The 18,578-nt window shown below is 73.0% G+C and carries 17 protein-coding genes; 7 read left to right on the top strand and 10 right to left on the bottom strand.

Features of this window, described 5'->3' with window-relative positions; translation table 11 throughout:
- Positions 1-28: 28 nt before the first annotated feature.
- From AB0G56_RS39725 to AB0G56_RS39715, 3 genes are all read right to left on the bottom strand, one after another.
- Positions 29-709, bottom strand: a complete 681-nt coding sequence (locus AB0G56_RS39725) for a response regulator transcription factor (RefSeq protein ID WP_360980463.1) — start codon at positions 707-709, stop codon at positions 29-31.
- Positions 710-743: 34 nt separating this feature from the next.
- Complete coding sequence (locus AB0G56_RS39720; RefSeq protein WP_360980437.1) at positions 744-2,399, bottom strand: histidine kinase; 1,656 nt, start codon at positions 2,397-2,399, stop codon at positions 744-746.
- A gap of 227 nt (positions 2,400-2,626) precedes the next feature.
- On the bottom strand, positions 2,627-3,205 hold the full coding sequence (locus AB0G56_RS39715; RefSeq protein ID WP_360980434.1) for a helix-turn-helix domain-containing protein: 579 nt from the start codon (positions 3,203-3,205) through the stop codon (positions 2,627-2,629).
- An 88-nt stretch (positions 3,206-3,293) separates the two neighbouring features.
- Between AB0G56_RS39715 and AB0G56_RS39710 the strand changes: the two genes are divergently transcribed.
- Together AB0G56_RS39710 and AB0G56_RS39705 are read left to right on the top strand one after the other, a co-directional pair.
- The gene (locus tag AB0G56_RS39710) at positions 3,294-4,175 is read left to right on the top strand and encodes an SDR family oxidoreductase (protein WP_360980431.1); all 882 of its coding nucleotides are present in this window, start codon (positions 3,294-3,296) and stop codon (positions 4,173-4,175) included.
- A 308-nt stretch (positions 4,176-4,483) separates the two neighbouring features.
- Entirely contained in the window at positions 4,484-4,906 is a 423-nt protein-coding gene (locus AB0G56_RS39705; protein ID WP_360980428.1) for a hypothetical protein, read from the top strand.
- Between the two features lie 88 nt (positions 4,907-4,994).
- Here the strand turns inward: AB0G56_RS39705 and AB0G56_RS39700 are convergent, their stop codons facing one another.
- From AB0G56_RS39700 to AB0G56_RS39690, 3 genes are all read right to left on the bottom strand, one after another.
- Entirely contained in the window at positions 4,995-6,137 is a 1,143-nt protein-coding gene (locus AB0G56_RS39700; RefSeq protein ID WP_360980425.1) for a glycosyltransferase, read from the bottom strand.
- Positions 6,138-6,689: 552 nt separating this feature from the next.
- Complete coding sequence (gene pepE, locus AB0G56_RS39695; RefSeq protein WP_360980422.1) at positions 6,690-7,415, bottom strand: dipeptidase PepE; 726 nt, start codon at positions 7,413-7,415, stop codon at positions 6,690-6,692.
- Between the two features lie 38 nt (positions 7,416-7,453).
- Positions 7,454-8,278, bottom strand: a complete 825-nt coding sequence (locus tag AB0G56_RS39690) for an IclR family transcriptional regulator (RefSeq protein WP_360980419.1) — start codon at positions 8,276-8,278, stop codon at positions 7,454-7,456.
- A 150-nt stretch (positions 8,279-8,428) separates the two neighbouring features.
- On the opposite strand from AB0G56_RS39690, the gene AB0G56_RS39685 reads away from it, so the two are divergent.
- Genes AB0G56_RS39685 through AB0G56_RS39675 form a run of 3 tightly spaced genes read left to right on the top strand, consistent with a single transcriptional unit; the run spans position 8,429 to position 12,125 of the window.
- Positions 8,429-9,382: a DUF1177 domain-containing protein gene (locus AB0G56_RS39685; protein ID WP_360980416.1), complete on the top strand. Its 954-nt coding sequence runs from the start codon at positions 8,429-8,431 to the stop codon at positions 9,380-9,382.
- Positions 9,383-9,384: 2 nt separating this feature from the next.
- A complete protein-coding gene (locus AB0G56_RS39680; protein WP_360980413.1) occupies positions 9,385-10,791 on the top strand; it encodes a cytosine permease in 1,407 nt (468 codons plus the stop codon).
- On the top strand, positions 10,788-12,125 hold the full coding sequence (locus tag AB0G56_RS39675; RefSeq protein ID WP_360980410.1) for a M20/M25/M40 family metallo-hydrolase: 1,338 nt from the start codon (positions 10,788-10,790) through the stop codon (positions 12,123-12,125). Before AB0G56_RS39680 ends, AB0G56_RS39675 begins: the two co-directional genes overlap by 4 nt.
- A gap of 171 nt (positions 12,126-12,296) precedes the next feature.
- Here the strand turns inward: AB0G56_RS39675 and AB0G56_RS39670 are convergent, their stop codons facing one another.
- The 4 genes from AB0G56_RS39670 to AB0G56_RS39655 are packed head-to-tail and all read right to left on the bottom strand — an operon-like array spanning position 12,297 to position 16,493.
- Complete coding sequence (locus AB0G56_RS39670) at positions 12,297-13,418, bottom strand: acyl-CoA dehydrogenase family protein (RefSeq protein ID WP_360980407.1); 1,122 nt, start codon at positions 13,416-13,418, stop codon at positions 12,297-12,299.
- The gene (locus tag AB0G56_RS39665) at positions 13,415-14,440 is read right to left on the bottom strand and encodes an acyl-CoA dehydrogenase family protein (protein WP_360980404.1); all 1,026 of its coding nucleotides are present in this window, start codon (positions 14,438-14,440) and stop codon (positions 13,415-13,417) included. The genes AB0G56_RS39670 and AB0G56_RS39665 overlap by 4 nt, the downstream gene beginning before the upstream one ends.
- Positions 14,440-15,618 carry an acyl-CoA dehydrogenase family protein gene (locus AB0G56_RS39660; protein WP_360980401.1) on the bottom strand — a complete coding sequence of 393 codons (1,179 nt, stop codon included), beginning with the start codon at positions 15,616-15,618 and terminating at the stop codon, positions 14,440-14,442. The genes AB0G56_RS39665 and AB0G56_RS39660 overlap by 1 nt, the downstream gene beginning before the upstream one ends.
- Entirely contained in the window at positions 15,618-16,493 is an 876-nt protein-coding gene (locus AB0G56_RS39655; RefSeq protein ID WP_360980398.1) for an enoyl-CoA hydratase, read from the bottom strand. Before AB0G56_RS39655 ends, AB0G56_RS39660 begins: the two co-directional genes overlap by 1 nt.
- 46 nt (positions 16,494-16,539) lie before the next feature.
- Between AB0G56_RS39655 and AB0G56_RS39650 the strand changes: the two genes are divergently transcribed.
- Positions 16,540-17,715 (top strand): acyl-CoA dehydrogenase family protein, encoded by a 1,176-nt coding sequence (locus AB0G56_RS39650; RefSeq protein ID WP_360980395.1) that lies wholly within the window; start codon positions 16,540-16,542, stop codon positions 17,713-17,715.
- Positions 17,712-18,497, top strand: a complete 786-nt coding sequence (locus tag AB0G56_RS39645; RefSeq protein WP_360980392.1) for an SDR family oxidoreductase — start codon at positions 17,712-17,714, stop codon at positions 18,495-18,497. Before AB0G56_RS39650 ends, AB0G56_RS39645 begins: the two co-directional genes overlap by 4 nt.
- Positions 18,498-18,578 lie beyond the last annotated feature (81 nt).

Below are 18,578 nucleotides of genomic sequence, written 5' to 3'. Positions count from 1 at the left end.
TCCCACGCGTCCGACACGGCGGGCTGCCTCACCCGTCCCGGTCGGTCACCAGCCCGGCCTCGTACGCGATGATCGCGGCCTGTACCCGGTTGCGTACCCCCAACCCGGTGAAGATGGCGCTGACATAGCTCTTGACGGTGCCCTCGACCACATGGAGCCGCCGGCCGATGTCCGCGTTGGACAGGCCGCTGCCCACCAGGGCGAGCACTTCCTGCTCCCGGTCGGTGAGCGCGCCCACCCGCTTCTGCGCCGCGGCACCGCGCGACTCGGCCTGCCCCGAGGAGCTGCGGTTCAGCTCGGCGATGACCCGCTCGGCGACCTTCGCGGACAGATAGGAGGCGCCGGCCGCCGCGGCGTGCACCCCCGTCAGCAGTTCCCGGGGATCGCCGGACTTGAGCATGAAGCCGCTCGCCCCGTCGCCCAGCGCGCGCGCCACGTAGGCGTCCTCGGAGAAGGTCGTCAGGACGAGCACCGAGGTTTCGGGCACCTGCCGCTTGATCTCCGCCGTGGCGGCGAGTCCGTCCATGACGGGCATGCGGATGTCCATGAGCACCACATCGGGCCGGTGCTCCAGCGTGAGAGCGATCGCTTCGCGTCCGTTGCCCGCCTCGGCGACGACGTCGATCTCGGGGTCGCTGGCCAGGATGGCCTTCACCCCGGCGCGGATCATCGTCTCGTCGTCGGCCAGGACAAGGGTGATGGGAGTGATGGTCGTCTCCTCTTCAACGGGGCGGGTAGGGCGGTCAACCGTGGTCCACGGGGGCCCGGGACTCGGCGGTGATGACGTCCTTGGCCACCAGCCGCCCGCCGGCGAAACAGAGCCTGTAGACGTCGACCTGGACGAAGAGCGCCTCACTGGAACGGTAGTAGTGGCAGGCCGTCCCGGACGGGACGGGCAGCTCCTCGGAGGGCGGGTCGCTCATGTCCTGTTCGGGGAGGTAGCGGTTGACCTGGGCCGTGCTCTGTCCGACGCGAAGCTCTTCGAAGTACTCGGGGGCCAGCGTAGTGGACGCCGACAGGTAGGCGTAGTAGCCGATCATCCCGACGACGAGCAGGACGAACAGTCCGAGCGGCAGCGACACGGCGGTGACGAAACGCCGGCGGACGTGCGTGGTCGCGTCGGCGAGGCCGCCGTCCGTCGACTCGGCCGACGGCGTCAGCCACGCGGGGGCCTCGTCGGCCCGGATCGCCTCGGGGACCCGGGGCAGCCGGGCCGTCACCTCGAAGCCCCCGTCCGCCAGTGCGGCGGCGTGCAGCCGTCCGCCCGCGAGCCGTGCCCGCTCCTGCAACCCGATCAGCCCGCGCCTTCCGCTCGGCCGGTCGTCGGCGGGAGGCTCGGCCGGGGGGCCGTTGCGCACCGTCACCATGACCTCGGCCGGCGTGTACTCCAGACGCACGGTCACGGACGCGCCGGGAGCGTGCTTGATCGCGTTGGTCAGCGACTCCTGCACCACCCGGTACAGTGCCTTGTCCGTCATGGCGGGCAACTGCTCGCTCTCGCCCACGTGTTCCAGGTCCACCCGCACACCGGACGCCCGCGTACGGTCGATCAGCGCGCCGATGCCCGCTTGCGAGGGGTCCAGCGGCGTCTCGGTGTCGTCCTCACGCAGGACGCCGATGATGTCACGCAGGTGTTCCAACGCCCTCGCGGTGCTCTCCCGCAGCTCACCCGCGCCGCTGCGGAAGGTCTCGCTCACACCGGGCGCGACCTGGAGCGCGCCGGCCCGCAGGGCGATCAGACTGAGTTCGTGCCCCAGCGAGTCGTGCATGTCCTCGGCGATGCGCGCCCGCTCCCGCAGCCGTGCCTGGTCGATCAGGATGCGCTGCTGGAGCTCCATCTGGCGGGCGTGTTCCCAGCCCGCGAGCTGCAACTCGTGCCGCTGCTGCCAGTAGTGGCCCGTCAGCCAGGGCAGCAGACAGGCGAAGATCAGAACGGTGAGCAGGACGAACCACATCGGCAGCGACAGGTGCACCGCGACCGCGAGCCCGGAGCCGACGACGATCGTGCCGCCCAGGGCCCACAGCACCGACGACGTCGCCACGGGGAGCCGCCCCACCGTGAAGCTCATGACGAAGACGGCGGGCAGGTACGGCGAGATGACGGTCGACCCGAGGTCGTTGTCCAGCGTGCCTATGGTCCACCACAGGGCCAGGCAGAGGACGAAGGAGAGCACCGGCCGCGACCGGTGGAGCAGCACGGCGGCACCCGTGACCAACGCCCCGACCAGGATCTGCCACTCCCGGTCCACGCTCTGCGAGAAGCCGGAGGACAGCACCACCGCCGAGAGGTTGAGCAGGACCCAGACGAGCAGCGACGTGATGACCCGTCGCCTGAGGCTCCGCTGCCGCTCTGCGGGGGGAGCGCCGGCCGGTGCGGTAGCGGTGACTGATCCTTTCACGGTGGCAAGGCTAGTTACTCCGGGAACCCGGTGGTACCGACGAAGGTCAGGCGCATCGGCCACCGGGGTCCGCGGGCTCCGCAGGCAAGTGGCGCCGCGACGTGGCACGGCAGGGGGCCGGGACCGGGCACGGCACGGGGCACTGGGCAGAGCCGGGCGAGCACTCGCCCGGCCCCCGCGCTGCGTGCGGCGGCCGGCCGAGCGAGGCGAGCGCGCGGTGGAGTCGGTCAGCCCAGCGACGCCGTTGCCGCGCGCAGGTCTTCCAAGGCGGCCAGTGCATGGGGCGCCAGCCCGTCCGTGTCGTCCCGATCGCCTTCGCACCACCGGGCGTAGCCCCGCTTGAAGGCGAGGACTCCCAGCTCGCCCGCGAGATGCGCGGTCGGCTCGGGGACACCGCGGGCGACGAGCGCGGCTGTCATGGCGGCCGCGAGACCGACGCTCTTGAGGGCGGCGCGCTCCTGGAGTTCGATGCTGGCCGCCACGGCCGCTTCGAGGCGGGGGCCGAGTTCGCGGTTGGCCGGCCCCATGGCGCTCGACGCGCGCTCGAGACCGGCCGCCACCGCCTGGAGCGGGCCGGCGCCCGCGGGCGCCTCGGCGACGCCGTCGGCGAGCAGCCTGCTGAGCGTCTCCTGGCCGGCGACCAGCAGCTCGCGCTTGTCGGAGAAGTGCCGGAAGAAGGTGCTCTTGGTGACGCCGGCACGCTCGGCGATCTGCGCCACCGTGGTCGCGTCGTACCCCTGCTCGGTGAACAGGTCGACGGCCGCGACGACGAGTCGCTGGGTCGCTCCTGGTTGCCATCTAGCCATGGGACCAGGATAAGTGATGGGACTGTGGTCCCGTCACCGTGTAGAGTCAGTGATGGGACAAGAGTCCCATCACCTTCAGGGGGAGCTCATGCACGTCTTCGTCACGGGCGGTACCGGCACCATCGGCTCCGCCGTCGTCACCGAACTGCTCGGCAACGGCCACACCGTTCTCGCACTGGCTCGCTCGGACGGCTCCGCGCGGGCCCTGGAGAACGCCGGGGCCAAGGTGCTGCGCGGAGATCTGGCGGACCTCGACGTCCTGCGGTCCGGCGCCGCGCAGTCCGACGGCGTGATCAGCCTCGCGTTCGGCCGCGACTACAGCAGTCCGGACGCGCTCGCGCGGTCCATCGCGCAGGAGAGCGCCGCCCTCACCACGCTGGGGCAGGAACTCATCGGCAGCGACCGCCCGATCGTCGCGGTCTCGGGGACACCCTGGGTACCGGGGCGCGCCTCCACCGAGGCCGATCCGCTGCCGACCGAAGGCCCGGTGGCGGACAGGGGCCGCTCGCTCACGGCGCTGCTGGATCTGGCCTCGCACGGCCTGCGCAGCATGGCCGTCCGCATGCCGCGCACGGTCCACAACGAGGGGCAGGGCGGGTTCGCCGGCCTGCTGGCCGACGCGGCGCGCCGCACCGGGGTGTCGGGTTACCCGGGCGACGGCACCCAGCGTTGGCCGGCGGTGCACGCGCTCGACGCGGCGGTCCTGTTCCGCCTGGTCCTCGAGTCGGCACCGGCCGGGACGTCCTGGCACGCCGTCGCCGACGAGGGCGACGCGGTGCGGGACATCGCCGCCGTCATCGGACGGCGCCTGGGCCTGCCGGTCGAGGAGGTCCCGCAGGAGAACTTCGGCCCGTTCGGTCCGATCTTCGCCATGGACCAGCCGGCGTCCAGCGCCCGGACCCGAGAGGCCCTCGGGTGGCGGCCGACCCACCCCAGCCTCCTCGAAGACCTGGAGAACATCCAGCCCTGACCCACGCCCGTGCCGTGGCGATCGGGGGTTGCCGGGCCGTCCGGGAGCGGTGCGGCCCCGATGGCGCGCTGTGGCTCATGCGCAGGCCGAGCTGTCCGGGCCGCGAGCGGGCGGTCTCTGCGGGGCGACCGCTGGTGCGATCAGGCCTGCGCGGGGGTTTGTCGTGGATCTGTAACGGCGCCGGGTGGGCGCAACGGGCGGCGGTCCCTTCCCCTCTGACTGATCAGCGGGGGCGCAACAGGGCGCCGTCGCAAGAAAACAGGGGAGCGGGTCTCACCTTGTGGGGGAGATCCGCGGGAGGGAAGTCCATGACCAGGACGAAGAAGGCCGGGATGAAGGCGCGGGGCGGCCGGGCGGCCGTGATCGGTGCGCTGGGTCTGGCCTCGGTGGCTCTGGCCGCCGTGCCGGCGTTCGCCAAGGGCAACGTCGACATCACGGCGCCCCGCACGGCGCACGTCGGCAAGACGATCACGATCACGGCGCACGGCGGCGACGACAGCGCCGGTTTCCTGCACCAGCTGTGCCTGGAGGAGAACGGGTTCGGCGAGGGGTGGCACCAGGAGAACTGCAGCGCCGCGGTCAAGGGCGACGCGAGGGTGACCGCGCACGGCACGTCCGCGCGCCGCGGAGACCTGAAGTTCCGCGCGGTGCTGTACGGCCTGACCAGCAAGCACGACCAGCACCCCGTGCGCCTGCACGCCTCCGACGTGGTGACGGTGCACGTCCGCTGACCCGGTAGTACGGCCGCGGGCGGCCGGCACGACCACTGCCCGCGGCCGTACGCCACGACAGTCCCCGCGCGAACCGGTCCGGATGCTGTCACCCACCGGCTCGCAAGGACGCGGCGTCGCGTAGCTCCGTGAGGTCGATCGGCGGCAGCCGGGACAGTTCGGCGCCGGCGGAGTCCATGGCGGCGGCGTGGTGCGGGGTGGCGAGGACGGCCGTCACGGCATCGGCGATCTTTTCGCGCGGTGCCCTGAGATCCAGTGCCAGGCCGAGGCCGCGCCGGGCGAACGCGACGACGTTGTCGGGTTGGTCACCGAGAACGCCCATCCCCAGAACCGGCGTTCCGCCTTCCACGGCGTCGAGCAGGGAGGCCCGGCCCCCGTGCGTCACGAACAGGTCGACACGGCGCAGGAGCGTGGGCTGCGGAACATGCTCGACGACCTTGACGCGGGGCCCCGCGTCCCGCAGGTGCTCCGCGTCCCGCAGGTGCTCCGCGAGACCGCCCGCGGACACGATCACGTCACAGTCGATTCCGGACAGTGCCGCGATGATCTCCCGGTACACGCCTTCCACGACGGCACGCAGACCGGGCATCGCCGTCGTCAGCGTCCCGAGGCTCACGTAGACGAGCGGGCGGGAGGCGGGGGAGCGGGGCGGCCGGCCGGGGAGGGCTCTGCGGTGTTCCGCGACGCCACGACGTACCGTACGGGCGGCCGGCGGTGGGGTCTCGTAGAACCAGGGGAGCGGCGCCGGCACCAGGAGCGGGGGCAACGCGGGCGGCGCGTCCTGACCGTGTCGTCCGTACAGGCCGGTCAATGCGGGCCGGATGTCGGTGTCCCAGAGGTCCAGGAGCAACGGACCGAGGCCGTTGTCCGCCGCGAACACGGGCAACCGCAGGACCCGGGCCGCGAGGTGCGCGCCGAGATCGCTGCACTCGGCTATCACCAGGTCGGGTCGCGCCCGGGTCCATGCGGCGATCAGGTCGCGGGCCTTCGCGCCGGCCCGGGCCGGCCAGAGCCGGCCGAACACATACCGGTTGAAGGGGCCGTTCCCACCCTCCTTCCAGACCTCGCTCGCCGCCTGCTGCACCGCGGGGTCGCAGGTCCAGTTCGTTCCGGCCCTACGGAACCCGATGCCTCGTCGCTCGGCCTCGCGGCGGAACATGGCAGGGGCGTGGAGCGTGACGTCGTGGCCCTGTGCGAGGGCCGGCCCGATGACGTAGTCCAGGGCGGACACATGTGAAGGTATCGGCTCCGCGGTGACGGCTGTCCGTAATGCCGCGGGCGCGCGCGAGGGTTTCGGCACTGTTCGTCTCACTGTTCCACTCGCCTGTCGGGGCAGCTTCTCGACGGGGCCCGAGGCGTGACGGCGGTTCACGAGCGTCCTCGGCCGCGAAGATCTTCTGGTACCGGGGGAGATACCGGGCCCGGGGAGGGGGTTTCACCGGCCGGAGACTGTGACGGGACGGTGACAAACGCCCCACTGGTCGCGACGGTCCGGCTCGGAGAGACGAGTCGTGCGGTGGCCGAGTGCTTCGTCGGCGACCGGACCGCCGACGAAGCCGAGGTCGTCCGCGCCCGCGGGAGCGACGGCACGCCCCCCGCTGAGCAGCACCCGCACGTGGTACGGCCGCAAGCCGCCGGCCGCAAGGCACCCGGAGGCACCGGCCCGGGGGCACCGGCCGCAAGGCCTCAGCTGCGAGGCCCGGAGTCCCCGGCCGCAAGGCCCCAGCCGCAGGGCCATAGCCGCAGGGCCCGGAGCCCGCCGGGCGGCGCCCGTGCCCGAGTCCTACAACCCCCGGTCGAACGCCGGTGTCACCGCGAGCAGTTCGGACACGTCCGACCCGGAAGTGATCTCGCGCGGGGCCGCGCCCCGCCAGAACAGCCGGGCCGGGCGCTCGCCCCCGACCGTGGCGCGGCCGTCCGCCACCCGCAGCCAGGAACCCTCGCGCAGGCCCAGGACCGGCACGTCGTTCTCCTCCAGGAACTCCCTCAGGCGCTCCTCGCGGGTCTCGCCCTTGTGCGTGGAGTGCGGGTCGGGGTCCAGGTAGTGCGGATTGATCTGGAAGGGGACCAGGCCCAGCGCCTCGAAGGAGGGCGGCTGCACGATCGGCATGTCGTTGGTGGTGCGCAGCGTGGGCGCGGCCATGTTGGTGCCCGCGCTGGCCCCCATGTAGGGCAGCCCGCCCCGTACGGCGTCCCGCAGCGCCTCGCGCAGACCCGTCCGGTACAGGGCGCTCAGCAGCCGGAACGAGTTGCCGCCGCCGACGAACACGGCATCCGACGCGGCCAGCCGGGCGAGCGGGTCGCCACCCTCGTGCACCCCCCGTACCTCGATCCCGGCCCCCGCGAGCGCGTCGCGCACCTTGGCGGTGTAGGCGTCGTGGTCGGCGAGCGCGTACGGCACGAACGCCAGCCGCGCACCGGCCGGCAGGAAGCCGGTCACGGTGTCCAGGGCGTGTTCCAGGTAACCGCGGCCGTACTGGGTGGAGTTGGACAGGAGCAGCAGATTCACGGGGGTGTTCCTCATCGGACGGGTGGGACGGTGGTGTGTCACGCCGGGCGGGTGGTGCGCGGCCGGCGGTGGTGCTGCGGCGGGTGTGTCAGACGCCGCTCCAGCAGCCGGGCGGCGCTGCGCAGCGCGTCGAGGCGGTCCTCGGGCCCGCGCGGGAAGCGCTCCTTGGCGGCGCCCAGGCTGAGACTTCCGTAGGGCTCGGCGCCGAGGAAGACGGGCACGGCGACGGTGCCGATCCCGTCGTCGTACTCGCCGACGGTCCAGGCGTACCCCTGTGCGCGCACCTGCCGGAACTCCTGTTCCAGCCGGTCGGGGTCGGTGACCGTGCGCTCGGTGAAGCGCGCCATGGGGCGGTCGCGGAACAGCCGGTGGCGCTGGTCGTCGGGGAGGAAGGCGTAGTACGACTTGCTGGTGGCGCCCGCGTGCGCCGGGTACAGCTCGCCGACCAGCGGATAGTAGCGCAGCGGGCCCTCCTCGCCCTCGACGGCCGCCACGCAGCGCATGTGGAAGCTGTCCGGCAGGCAGAACAGCACCGTGTCGCCGGTCACCGTCCGCAGCTCCTGGAGGACCGGTTCCGCCAGCAGCTCCAGAGAGCCCGAGCGCTCCCACAGCCGGCCCAGGCGCAGCGCGGCGGGGCCGATGCGGTAGCGGCGGGTCGCCGGGTCGGAGACCAGGAAGCCGCGGCCCGCGAGCGTGGACAGCAGCCGCTGGGCGACCGAGGTGTCCCAGCCGAACTCGCCGGCCACCTCCGTCACGCCCCAGTCGGGCCGCGAGCGCTCGAACGCCAGCAGCACCAGCAGGGCGCGGTCCACGGTCTGCAGGGCTCCGGCCGGGGTCCTGCGGTCGGCGGGCTGACCGGACACGGGCAGCTCCTCTCACTCGCTCACTCGCCCGTTCCCGCATCTCGGCATGCAGACACGTATTGCAGATAGCGGGAAACAGTTGCGGAGAACGTTAGCGGCTCCCGAACCTGCTGTCAGCACCGCCCCGGGTGCGGATCAGGAGAACAGCCCATGTTGAAGTACGTCCTGGACCTCGTCGACCTGCTCGACGACCCCGACGTCGACGGCAAGCGCGTCGCCGCCCACCTCGACACCCTCGCGGGCCCCGAGGGCTCCGGCGCGCAGGTCACCACCGTCACCGGCGAGCGCGGCTCGACGGACTTCGTCCTCGTCCGGATACCGGGTCGCGACGGCCGCGCCCGCGGCGGCACGGCCCGCACCCTCGGCGTGGTGGGCCGCCTGGGCGGGGTCGGCGCGCGCCCGGAGATGACCGGGCTCGTCTCCGACGCGGACGGTGCCGTCGCCGCGCTGGCCACCGCCGCCAAGCTCCTCGACATGCGCCGCCGGGGCGACGTCCTCGACGGCGACGTGGTCGTCGCCACCCACATCTGCCCGAACGCCCCGACCGCCCCGCACGACCCGGTCCCGTTCATGGACTCGCCGGTCGACATCGCCACCATGAACCGGCACGAGGTCACCGCCGACATGGAGGCCGTGCTCTCCATCGACACCACCAAGGGCAACCGGATCATCAACCACAAGGGCCTGGCCCTGTCGCCCACCGTGAAGGAGGGGTGGGTGCTCCGGGTGAGCGAGCAGCTGGGCGAGCTGCTCGCCGTGGTCACCGGTGAGCCGTTGGTCACGTACCCGGTGACCACCCAGGACATCACCCCGTACGGTAACGGTGTACACCACATCAATTCGATCCTGCAGCCGGCCACGGCGACCTCCGCCCCGGTCGTGGGCGTCGCGGTCACCTCCGCGGCGGCGGTGCCCGGCTGCCAGACGGGCGCGAGCCACGAGGCCGACATCGCGGCGGCGGCCCGGTTCGCCGTCGAGACCGCGAAGGCGTACGGCGGCTCACGCCTCGACTTCCACGACGAGGACGAGTTCGCCTCCCTCGTCTCCCGCTACGGCTCGCTGGCCCACCTGCAGACCCTCGGCAACGCCTCCAGGGAGTCGTGAGCATGGCTTCACACGAGAACACGGCCGCGCCCCCGCAGACGGGTGGCGCCAAAGCCGTCGGCAGCGACGACTACGCGCTGTCCCGCGTCCCGCGCGACAAGCGGCTCGGCTTCTGGACCATGCTGCTCCAGTGGCTGGCCCAGTCGGGCTCCATCTCGCAGTTCACCCTCGGCGCCACCATCGGCGTCGGCATGTCCTTCGCCGGCGCGTTCTGGGCGTTCACCCTCGGCGCGGTGATCCTGGAGGTCGTGATCTTCGCGATCGGCCTGGCCGGCATGCGCGAGGGCCTCGCGACCCCGCTGCTGACCCGCTGGGCCGGCTTCGGCCGCAACGGCTCGGCCCTGGTCAGCCTGGTCATCTCGATCAGCCTCGTCGGCTGGTTCGGCGTCCAGAACACGATCTTCGGCGACAGCGTGTCCTCGCTCGTCGGCGGACCGTCCTGGCTGTGGTGCGTGGTCGCCGGCGTCGCCATCACGGTCCTGGTCATCTTCGGCTTCCGGTACATGGCCGTCTTCGCCAAGATCGTCACTCCGCTGTTCTTCGCGATGGTGGCCTGGTCGGTCACCGACGCCCTGAGCAAGCATTCACTGTCCGAGCTGATCCACTCCCCGGCGCCCGGCCAGGCGATCCCGCTCTCCGTCGCCGCCACCGCCATCGCGGGCGGCTACATGACCGGCGCGATCGTCTCCCCCGAGATGACCCGCTACAACCGCAAGGGCAGCCACGTCTTCCTGCAGAGCGCCTCCTCGATGATCCTCTCCGAGTACATCGTCGGCCTGACCGGCGTCCTGCTCGGGCACATGGTCGGCAACGGCCAGGTCTCGCAGATCGTGCTCTCGACCTCCGGCGTCTTCGGCGTCCTGGTCGTCCTGATGTCCACCGCGAAGATCAACGACTGGAACCTGTACGGCTCCTCGCTCGGCGTCGTCAACTTCTTCCAGGTCGTCTTCGCCAAGCGCCTGCACCGCGGCGCCGTCACCATCGTCCTCGGCATCGCCGGCACCGTGCTGTCCGCCGTCGGCATCATGACCCACTTCACCGACTTCCTGTCCGTGCTGGGCGTCGCCATCCCGCCGGTGGGCGGCATCATCGTCGCCGAGTACTGGGTCGTGCGCCGCATGCGCGCCCCGCTCGACGCCACCCGCGACGCCGGCACCCTGCCCGCCACCTCACCGACCTGGGTCCCGTTGTCCCTGGTCATCTGGGCCGCCGCGTTCTGCGTCGGCAAGTTCTACGACGGTGGCATACCCGCCCTGAACTCCCTGCTGACCGCCTTCGTCCTCTACGCCGTCCTCGGCCTCGCCGGCTGGATCAGGCCGTACGGCACCACCACCCTCGAAGACGAGCCCGGCGAGGCCGGCGCCACGACCCCGGCCGCCTCCGGCACGGCCCCCGTAGGAGCACCATGACCAGCACCGCCCCCGCCCTCGTCCCCGCCTCCGAGGAGGCGCAGCGGGAAGTCGTCGACCTGTGCGCGGAACTGATCCGCTTCGACACCTCCAACCCCACCAGCGACGAGCGGGCCTGCGCCGACTGGGTCGTGGCCGAGCTCGCCGAGGCCGGCATCGCCTCCGAACTGGTGGAGAGCGCCCCGGGCCGCGCCAACGTCATCGCCCGCATCCCCGGCACCGACCCCGCCCGCGGCGCCCTGCTCGTCCACGGCCACCTGGACGTCGTACCGGCCGACGCCGCCGAGTGGCAGGTCCCGCCGTTCTCCGGCGAGATCCGCGACGGCTACCTGTGGGGCCGCGGCGCCATCGACATGAAGGACACGGTGGCGGTCATGCTCGCCACCGCCCGCCACTTCGCCCGCACCGGCACCCGGCCCGCCCGCGAGATCGTCCTCGCCTTCCTCGCCGACGAGGAGGCGGGCGGCAGGTTCGGCGCCCACTGGCTGGTCGAGCACCGGCCCGAGCTGTTCGCCGGCGTCACCGAGGCGATCGGGGAAGGCGGCGGGTTCAGCTACGCCCTCGACGACACCCGCCGCCTCTACCCGATCGAGAACGCCCAGCGCGGCATGGCCTGGATGGAACTGACGGCCACCGGACGCGCCGGGCACGGCTCGTCCCCGAACACAGAGAACGCCGTCACCGACCTCGCCGAGTCCCTCACCCGCATCGGCCGCCACACCTTCCCGGTCCGCCTGATCGCCCCGGTGCGCGCCGTGCTGGAGGAGGCCGCCCGGCTCCAGGGCGTCGACGTCGACCTGGACGCCGAGGATGCCGGGCAGTTGGAGGCGGAGCTGGCCAAACTGGGCCATGTCGCCGACTTCCTCCAGGTGGTCCTGCGCAATTCCGCCAACCCGACCATGTTCTCGGCCGGGTACCAGACCAACGTGATCCCGGGCCGGGCCACCGCGCGCGTCGACGGCCGCTTCCTGCCCGGCCACGAGCAGGAGCTGATCGACACCGTCGACGCGCTGCTGCTGCCCTCGGTCACCCGCGAGTGGGTCAACCACGACATCGCCATGGAGACCTCCTTCGACGGCCCGCTCGTCGACGCCATGTGCGCCGCCGTACGCGCCGAGGACCCCGACGGCCACCCCGTGCCGTACTGCAACCCGGGCGGCACCGACGCCAAGGCGTTCACCAAGCTGGACATCCGCTGCTTCGGCTTCAAGGGCCTGAAGCTGCCGCACGACCTGAACTACAGCCGCCTGTTCCACGGCGTGGACGAGCGGGTGCCGCTGGAGGGCCTGCGCTTCGGCGTGCGGGTGATGACCCGGCTGTGGCAGGACTGCTGAGTCCCCCACCGCGCGGCCCGCGCCGGGGAAACGCCCCGGCCACGGCACCTCACGGCCCGGTCCCGCGTGCGGCGGGGCCGGGCCGTCCCGCGGTTCGACAAGCCGACCCTGCGTTCGGGCGGACTGTTCCTCCCCGCCACCGCGCTCTGTGGGCCCACGCCGCAAGTGCGGTCAGCCGGACGGAAGCCGACTGTCCCGGCGGGAGGCGGGCGAGTGCGGCCGGCTCGCCGGTACGGCCAGCCCCAGCTCGCGGGCGAGCCGGTCCCGGTGCCGGGCCGGCGTACCGAGGAGCTGGGCGGAGCCGTGCGCACGTTTGAAGTAGCGGTGGGCATCGTGCTCCCAGGTGATGCCGATGCCGCCGTGCAACTGGATCATCTCGCCCGCCACCGCCGAGAACGCCTCCGCACCCGAGGAGGCGGCCGTCGACACGTATCTGCCGAAGTCCGGGGCCCCGGCCGCGAACGCCGCGCCCAGCGCCGCCGAGCGCGCCGACTCCACCAGGACGTAGGCGTCCGCCAGCCGGTGCTTGACGGCCTGGAAGGAACCGATGGGCCGGCCGAACTGGACCCGCTGGACGGCGTACGCGACCGTCAGCTCCAGACACCTCTGCGCGGCCCCCACCTGCTCGGCGGCCAGGGCCACGCGGGCGAGGTCCAGGGCGTGGGACAGGGCCCGTCCGCCGTCGTCGGCCCTGCCGATCAGACGCCCCCGCGCCCCCTCGAACGTCAGCCGCGCCAGGGGGCGGGTCCGGTCCATGGTCACGAGGGTCTCGCCGTGGACGCGCGGGTCGTCCGGGGCCACCTCGAAGAGGGAGACGGCGCGGTCGGTACGCGCGGCCACCAGCAGCACGTCCGCCCCGCCGCCGTCGAGCACGTACTGCTTGACGCCGTGGACGAGCCAGCCGCCGTCACCGCCCCGCGCGGCCGTGGCGCGGATCTTTGCCGGCTCCCACGAGGCTTCCTCCGCCCAGGCCAGGGACGCCACGGCGCTGCCGTCGGCGATCCGGGGCAGCAGTCGCCCGCAGGCGTCGTCGTCCCCGGTGGCGAGGACCGCCTGCGCGGCGAGCACCGCCGAGCCCAGCAGGGGCACGGGGCTCAGCACCCGGCCCAGCTCCTCCATCACCACGTGCACGTCCACCGCACCGCACCCGGCTCCGCCGTACTGCTCGGGCACGGCGAGGCCGGCGGCGCCGATCTGCTCGGTCAGCGGCCGCCAGGCGCCCGCGCCCTCGTGCCGGGCGAGCAGCGACCGTACGGCGGAACGCAGCTCCTCCTGCTCACGCGTCAGCCTCATGCTCCCTGCCCCTCGGGCACGGGCGCGCAGTGGTGCCCGGCCAGGACCCGGGCCCGGCACGCGGCGGGGGTCCCCCACGCGTCCCGCAGCGGCCGTGCCTTGCGGATCCACAGGGAGAGGTCGAGTTCGTCGGTGTAGCCGAGGGCGCCGTGCAGGTGCAGTGCCGTGAGCGCCGCTTCGTGGGCCGCCCTCCCGGCGGTGAGTTTCGCCGCGGCGATCTCGCGGCCGGCCGCCGGGTCGCCCGCGGCCAGGGCGAGAGCGGCGGAGTGGACCAGCGGCTCGGCGAACTCCAACGCGACGAGCACGTCCGCCAGTTGGTGCTTGACCGCCTGGAAGGAGCCGACCGCCACGCCGAACTGGGTGCGCCGCGCCACATGAGTGACGGTGTCCGCGAGCAGGGCGTGGCCGAGGCCGAGGCACTGCGCCGCGGTCACCAGCCGGGCCACCCGTGTGGCGTGGCCGGCCGCGGCCGTCACTGCGGGCCCCCGGGCGAGAACGGCGCCGCCGAGCGGGCGGGCGAGTCTGCGGGCCGGGTCGGCGGACTGCTGGACCTCGCCCGCGGACTTCGCGAGGCGGACGGTGTCGCCGTCGACGGCGAACACCCCGTCCGCCGTGGCGGCGTCCAGCGCGTACGGGGCGTCCTCGCGCAGCAGGGCGAAGGAGACCGCCGACCCGCCCGAGGCGATGGCCGGGAGCCAGGCGGCGGACACCCCCTCGTCGCCGAGCCGGTCGAGGAAGGCGGCCGCGGCCACCGTCTCCACCAGCGGACCCGGCACCGCGTGCCGGCCCAGTTCGGTGAAGGCGACGGCCAGTTCGACCGGCAGCACACCGAGCCCGCCGTGGCGCTCGGGGACGGCGAGACCGAAGACCCCCGCGTCGGCCAGCTTCGACCACAGGGAGCGTCCCGGCCCCGTGTCGCCGGCCGCCCAGGCCCGTACGACGGCCGCGGTCCCGGCCGCCGCGAGCAGGCCGTCCAGCGAACGGGCGAACTCCCGCTGCTCGTCGGTCAGGAGGAACCGCATCACCGGCGTCCCTTCGGCAGGCCGAGCAGCCGCTCGGCGATGATGTCGCGCTGGATCTCGTTGGTGCCCGCGTAGATCGGGCCGGCCAGGGAGAAGGTGTACCCCTCGGCCCAGGCGCCGTGCGCGGGCGCGTCGGCGGCGCAGTCGGACAGCTCGCCGCGGGCCCCGAGCACGTCGAGGGCGGTGTCGTGCAGCGCGATGTCCAGCTCCGACCAGAACACCTTGTTCAGGCTCGACTCGGCGCCGATCGAGTCCCCCGCCGCGACCCGGGAGACGTTCCGGTAGGCGAACAGCCGGTAGGCGCGGGCCGCGACGACCGCGTCCGCCACCCGGTCGCGCAGGGCCGTGTCCGACGGGTCCGCGGCCGAGCGCCACAGCCGGGTGAGCCGGTCGGCGGCGGCGGTGAACCGGCCGGGGCTGCGCAGCGTCAGCCCGCGCTCGTTGCCGGCCGTGCTCATCGCGACCCGCCAGCCCTGGCCCACCTCGCCGAGCACATCCTGGTCGGGGACGAACACCTCGTCGAGGAACAGCTCGGCGAACGCCGGCTTGCCGTCGAGCCGGCCGATGGGCCGTACGGTCACACCCTCGGCGTCCAGCGGGAACATCACGTACGTCAGACCGCGGTGCGGCCGGGCCGTGTTCGTGTCGTCCCGGTCGCTGCGGAAGAGGCCGAAGGCGCGGTCGGCGAAGGCGGCCCGCGACGACCAGGTCTTCTGCCCGCTGAGCAGCCAGCCGCCGTCGGTGCGCACAGCCGTGGAGCGCAGCGAGGCCAGGTCGGAGCCCGCCTCCGGTTCGGACCAGGCCTGCGCCCAGATCACCTCGCCGCTCGCCATCGACGGCAGGATCCGGGCCCGCTGCTCGTCGGTGCCGTGCTCGAAGAGGGTGGGGGCGAGGAGGCTGACGCCGTTCTGGCCGACCCTGCCGGGAGCGCCGGCCGCGTAGTACTCCTCCTCGAAGATCAGCCACTGAAGCAGTGAGCTGCCCCGCCCGCCGTACTCCTCGGGCCAGGAGACCACCGACCAGCGGTCGGCGAACAGGGTGCGTTCCCACTCCCGGTGGGCCGCGAAGCCGTCCGCCGTCTCCAGGGAGGGCAGCGGCGCCGCGGGGACGTGGGCGGACAGCCAGTCGCGGGCCTCGGCACGGAAGGCGGCCTCGGCTTCGGTGAATTCGAGGTCCATCAGGCCGAACCCTCCTTCATGGCCCGGAGGTCCAGGCCGCCGAGCGGGTCGGCGGCGGTCTCGGCGTTGTGCGCGTGCGCCAGGTGGTGCAGTCCGAAGACCGAGTCCATGCCGGTGTGCAGCCCCTGCAGGTCCTCGGCCTGGTTGACGGCGCGCTTGGCCAGTGCCAGTCCCATGCGCGGCATCCCGGCGATGCGCAGGGCCAACTCGGCGACCTGATCGATGAGTTCCGCGCGCGGGACGACGCGGTTGACCATGCCGACCTCGTGCGCGCGCTGTGCGGTCATCCGCTCGCCGGTGAACAGGAACTCCTTGGCGACGCGCGGCGGCATCACCCAGGGGTGGGCGAAGTACTCGACGCCGGGGATGCCCATGCGGACCACGGGGTCGGCGAAGAAGGCGTCGTCGGAGGCGACGATCAGGTCGCACACCCAGGCCAGCATCAGCCCGCCCGCCACACACGCGCCCTGCACGGCGGCGACGACGGGCTTGGGCAGCTCGCGCCAACGGCGGCACATGCCCAGGTAGACCTCCGACTCACGGGCGAAACGGCGCTCCGCGCCCGCCTTGTCCGAGTGGTCCCACCACAGTCCCGCCTTCCGCTCGAAGGGCAGGTGGGCGTCGCGCTGCGGGGTGCCGATGTCGTGGCCGGCCGAGAAGTGCTCGCCCGCGCCGGCGAGGACGACGACCTTCACCTCGTCGTCCGCGGCGGCGCGGTAGAAGGCGCGGTCCAGGGCGTAGGTCATCGCGGAGTTCTGGGCGTTGCGGTACTCGGGCCGGTTCATGGTGATCGTCGCGACCGGCCCCTGCCGGTCGTAGCGCACCGGGCCGTCCTGCGCCTGCGGGCGCTCGGCTCGTTCGTGGGCAGCGGACATCCGCCCCTCCTTCCCTAACAAGTGTTTGGTAGGTTAACGTACGGCCATGACCAGCGTCGAGGAGTTCCGCACCGAGGTCCGCGGCTGGCTGCGGGCCAACCTCACCGGCGAGTTCGCCGCCCTGCGCGGGCGCGGCGGCCCCGGACGCGAGCACGAGGCCTTTCCCGAACGGCTCGCCTGGGAGCGCCACATGGCCGCCGCCGGCTGGACCTGCGTGGGCTGGCCGGTGGAGTACGGCGGCCGCGGCGCCACCCTCGAACAGCAGGTCGCCTTCCACGAGGAGTACGCCCTCGCCGACGCCCCCGCCCGGGTCAACCACATCGGCGAACAGCTCCTCGGCCCCACCCTCATCGCCTTCGGCACGCCCGGCCAACGCGCCCGCTTCCTGCCGCCGATCGTCGCGGTGCGGGAACTGTGGTGCCAGGGGTACAGCGAGCCGGACGCCGGCTCCGACCTGGCGAACGTGCGCACCAGGGCCGAACGCGACGGCGACGCATGGGTGGTGACCGGCCAGAAGACCTGGACCTCGCTCGCCCACGAGTCACACTGGTGCTTCGTCGTGGCGCGCACCGAGCCCGGCTCCGCACGCCACCGGGGACTGTCGTACCTGCTGGTCCCCCTGGACGGGCCCGGCGTGGACGTCCGCCCCATCACCCAGCTCACCGGGACCAGCGAGTTCAACGAGGTCTTCTTCGACCGGGCCCGCACCGACGCCTCGAACATCGTGGGCGCGCCCGGCGAGGGCTGGAAGGTCGCGATGGCCACCCTCGGCTTCGAGCGCGGTGTGTCCACCCTCGGCCAGCAGGTCGGCTTCCGCCGCGAGCTGGAGGCCCTGATCGGCCTGGCCCGCCGCAACGGCAGCGCCGAGGACCCCCTGATCCGCGACCGGCTCGCCCGCGCCTGGATCGGCCTGGAGACCATCCGCTTCAACGCGCTGCGCATGCTGGACGGAGTGGCCGCGGGGGCGCCCGGCCCCGAGGCGTCCATCGGGAAGATCTACTGGGCCACCTGGCACCGGGAACTCGGCGAACTCGCCATGGACGTGTGCGGTGCCGACGGGATGCTCGCGGCCGGCGGGCCCGGCGAGCACGACGACCTCGACGACTGGCAGCGACTGTTCCTGTTCTCGCGGTCCGACACCCTCTACGCCGGCTCGAACGAGATCCAGCGCAACATCATCGCCGAGCGCGTGCTCGGCCTGCCCAAGGAGATCCGCCCGTGACCACCCCGCCCGACTACGTCCCCGGGCACGGCCTGCTCGAGGGCCGCACCGCCGTCGTCACCGCCGCCGCGGGGGCGGGCATCGGCGGTGCCACCGCCCGGCGGCTGCTCGAAGAAGGCGCCGACGTGCTGGTCTCCGACACCCACGCCCGCAGGCTGGAGGAGACGCGGGCGGCGCTCGCCGACGAGTTCGGCGCCGACCGGGTCACGGCGCTGATCTGCGACGTCACCGACGAGAGCCAGGTCGGCGCGCTCTTCGGCCTCGCCGAGGAGCGGCACGGCCGCCTGGACGTCGTCGTCAACAACGCCGGACTCGGCGGCACCGCCGACCTGGTCGACATGAGCGACGAACAGTGGGACAAGGTCCTCGACGTCACCCTGGGCGGAACCTTCCGCTGCACCCGCGCCGCGCTGCGCCGGATGCGGGCGCGGGGCAGCGGCGGCGTCATCGTCAACAACGCCTCGGTGATCGGCTGGCGGGCGCAGCAGGGGCAGGCCCACTACGCCGCCGCCAAGGCCGGGGTCATGGCGCTCACCCGGTGCGCCGCGCTGGAGGCCGCCGCGTACGGGGTACGGGTCAACGCCGTGGCGCCGAGCCTGGCCATGCACCCGCACCTGGTGAAGGTCACCACGCCCGAACTGCTGGCCGAGCTGACCTCCCGCGAGGCGTTCGGCCGGTACGCCGAACCCTGGGAGGTCGCCAACACGATCGTCTTCCTCGCCAGCGGCTACTCCTCGTACCTGACGGGCGAGGTCTTGTCGGTCAGCAGTCAGCATGCCTGAGCGAGGATGGGCGGGTGCCGAAAGACAACAGCAGCAAGAAGAGGGCGACGCCGCCGTCGCCGGAGCGGCGCGAGGAGATCC

Origin of the sequence: Streptomyces sp. NPDC021356 (assembly GCF_040641015.1) — a bacterium.
GTDB lineage: Bacteria > Actinomycetota > Actinomycetes > Streptomycetales > Streptomycetaceae > Streptomyces.
The sequence above is the reverse complement of the archived record's forward strand: the minus strand, read 5'-3'. Positions and strand labels throughout refer to the sequence as shown.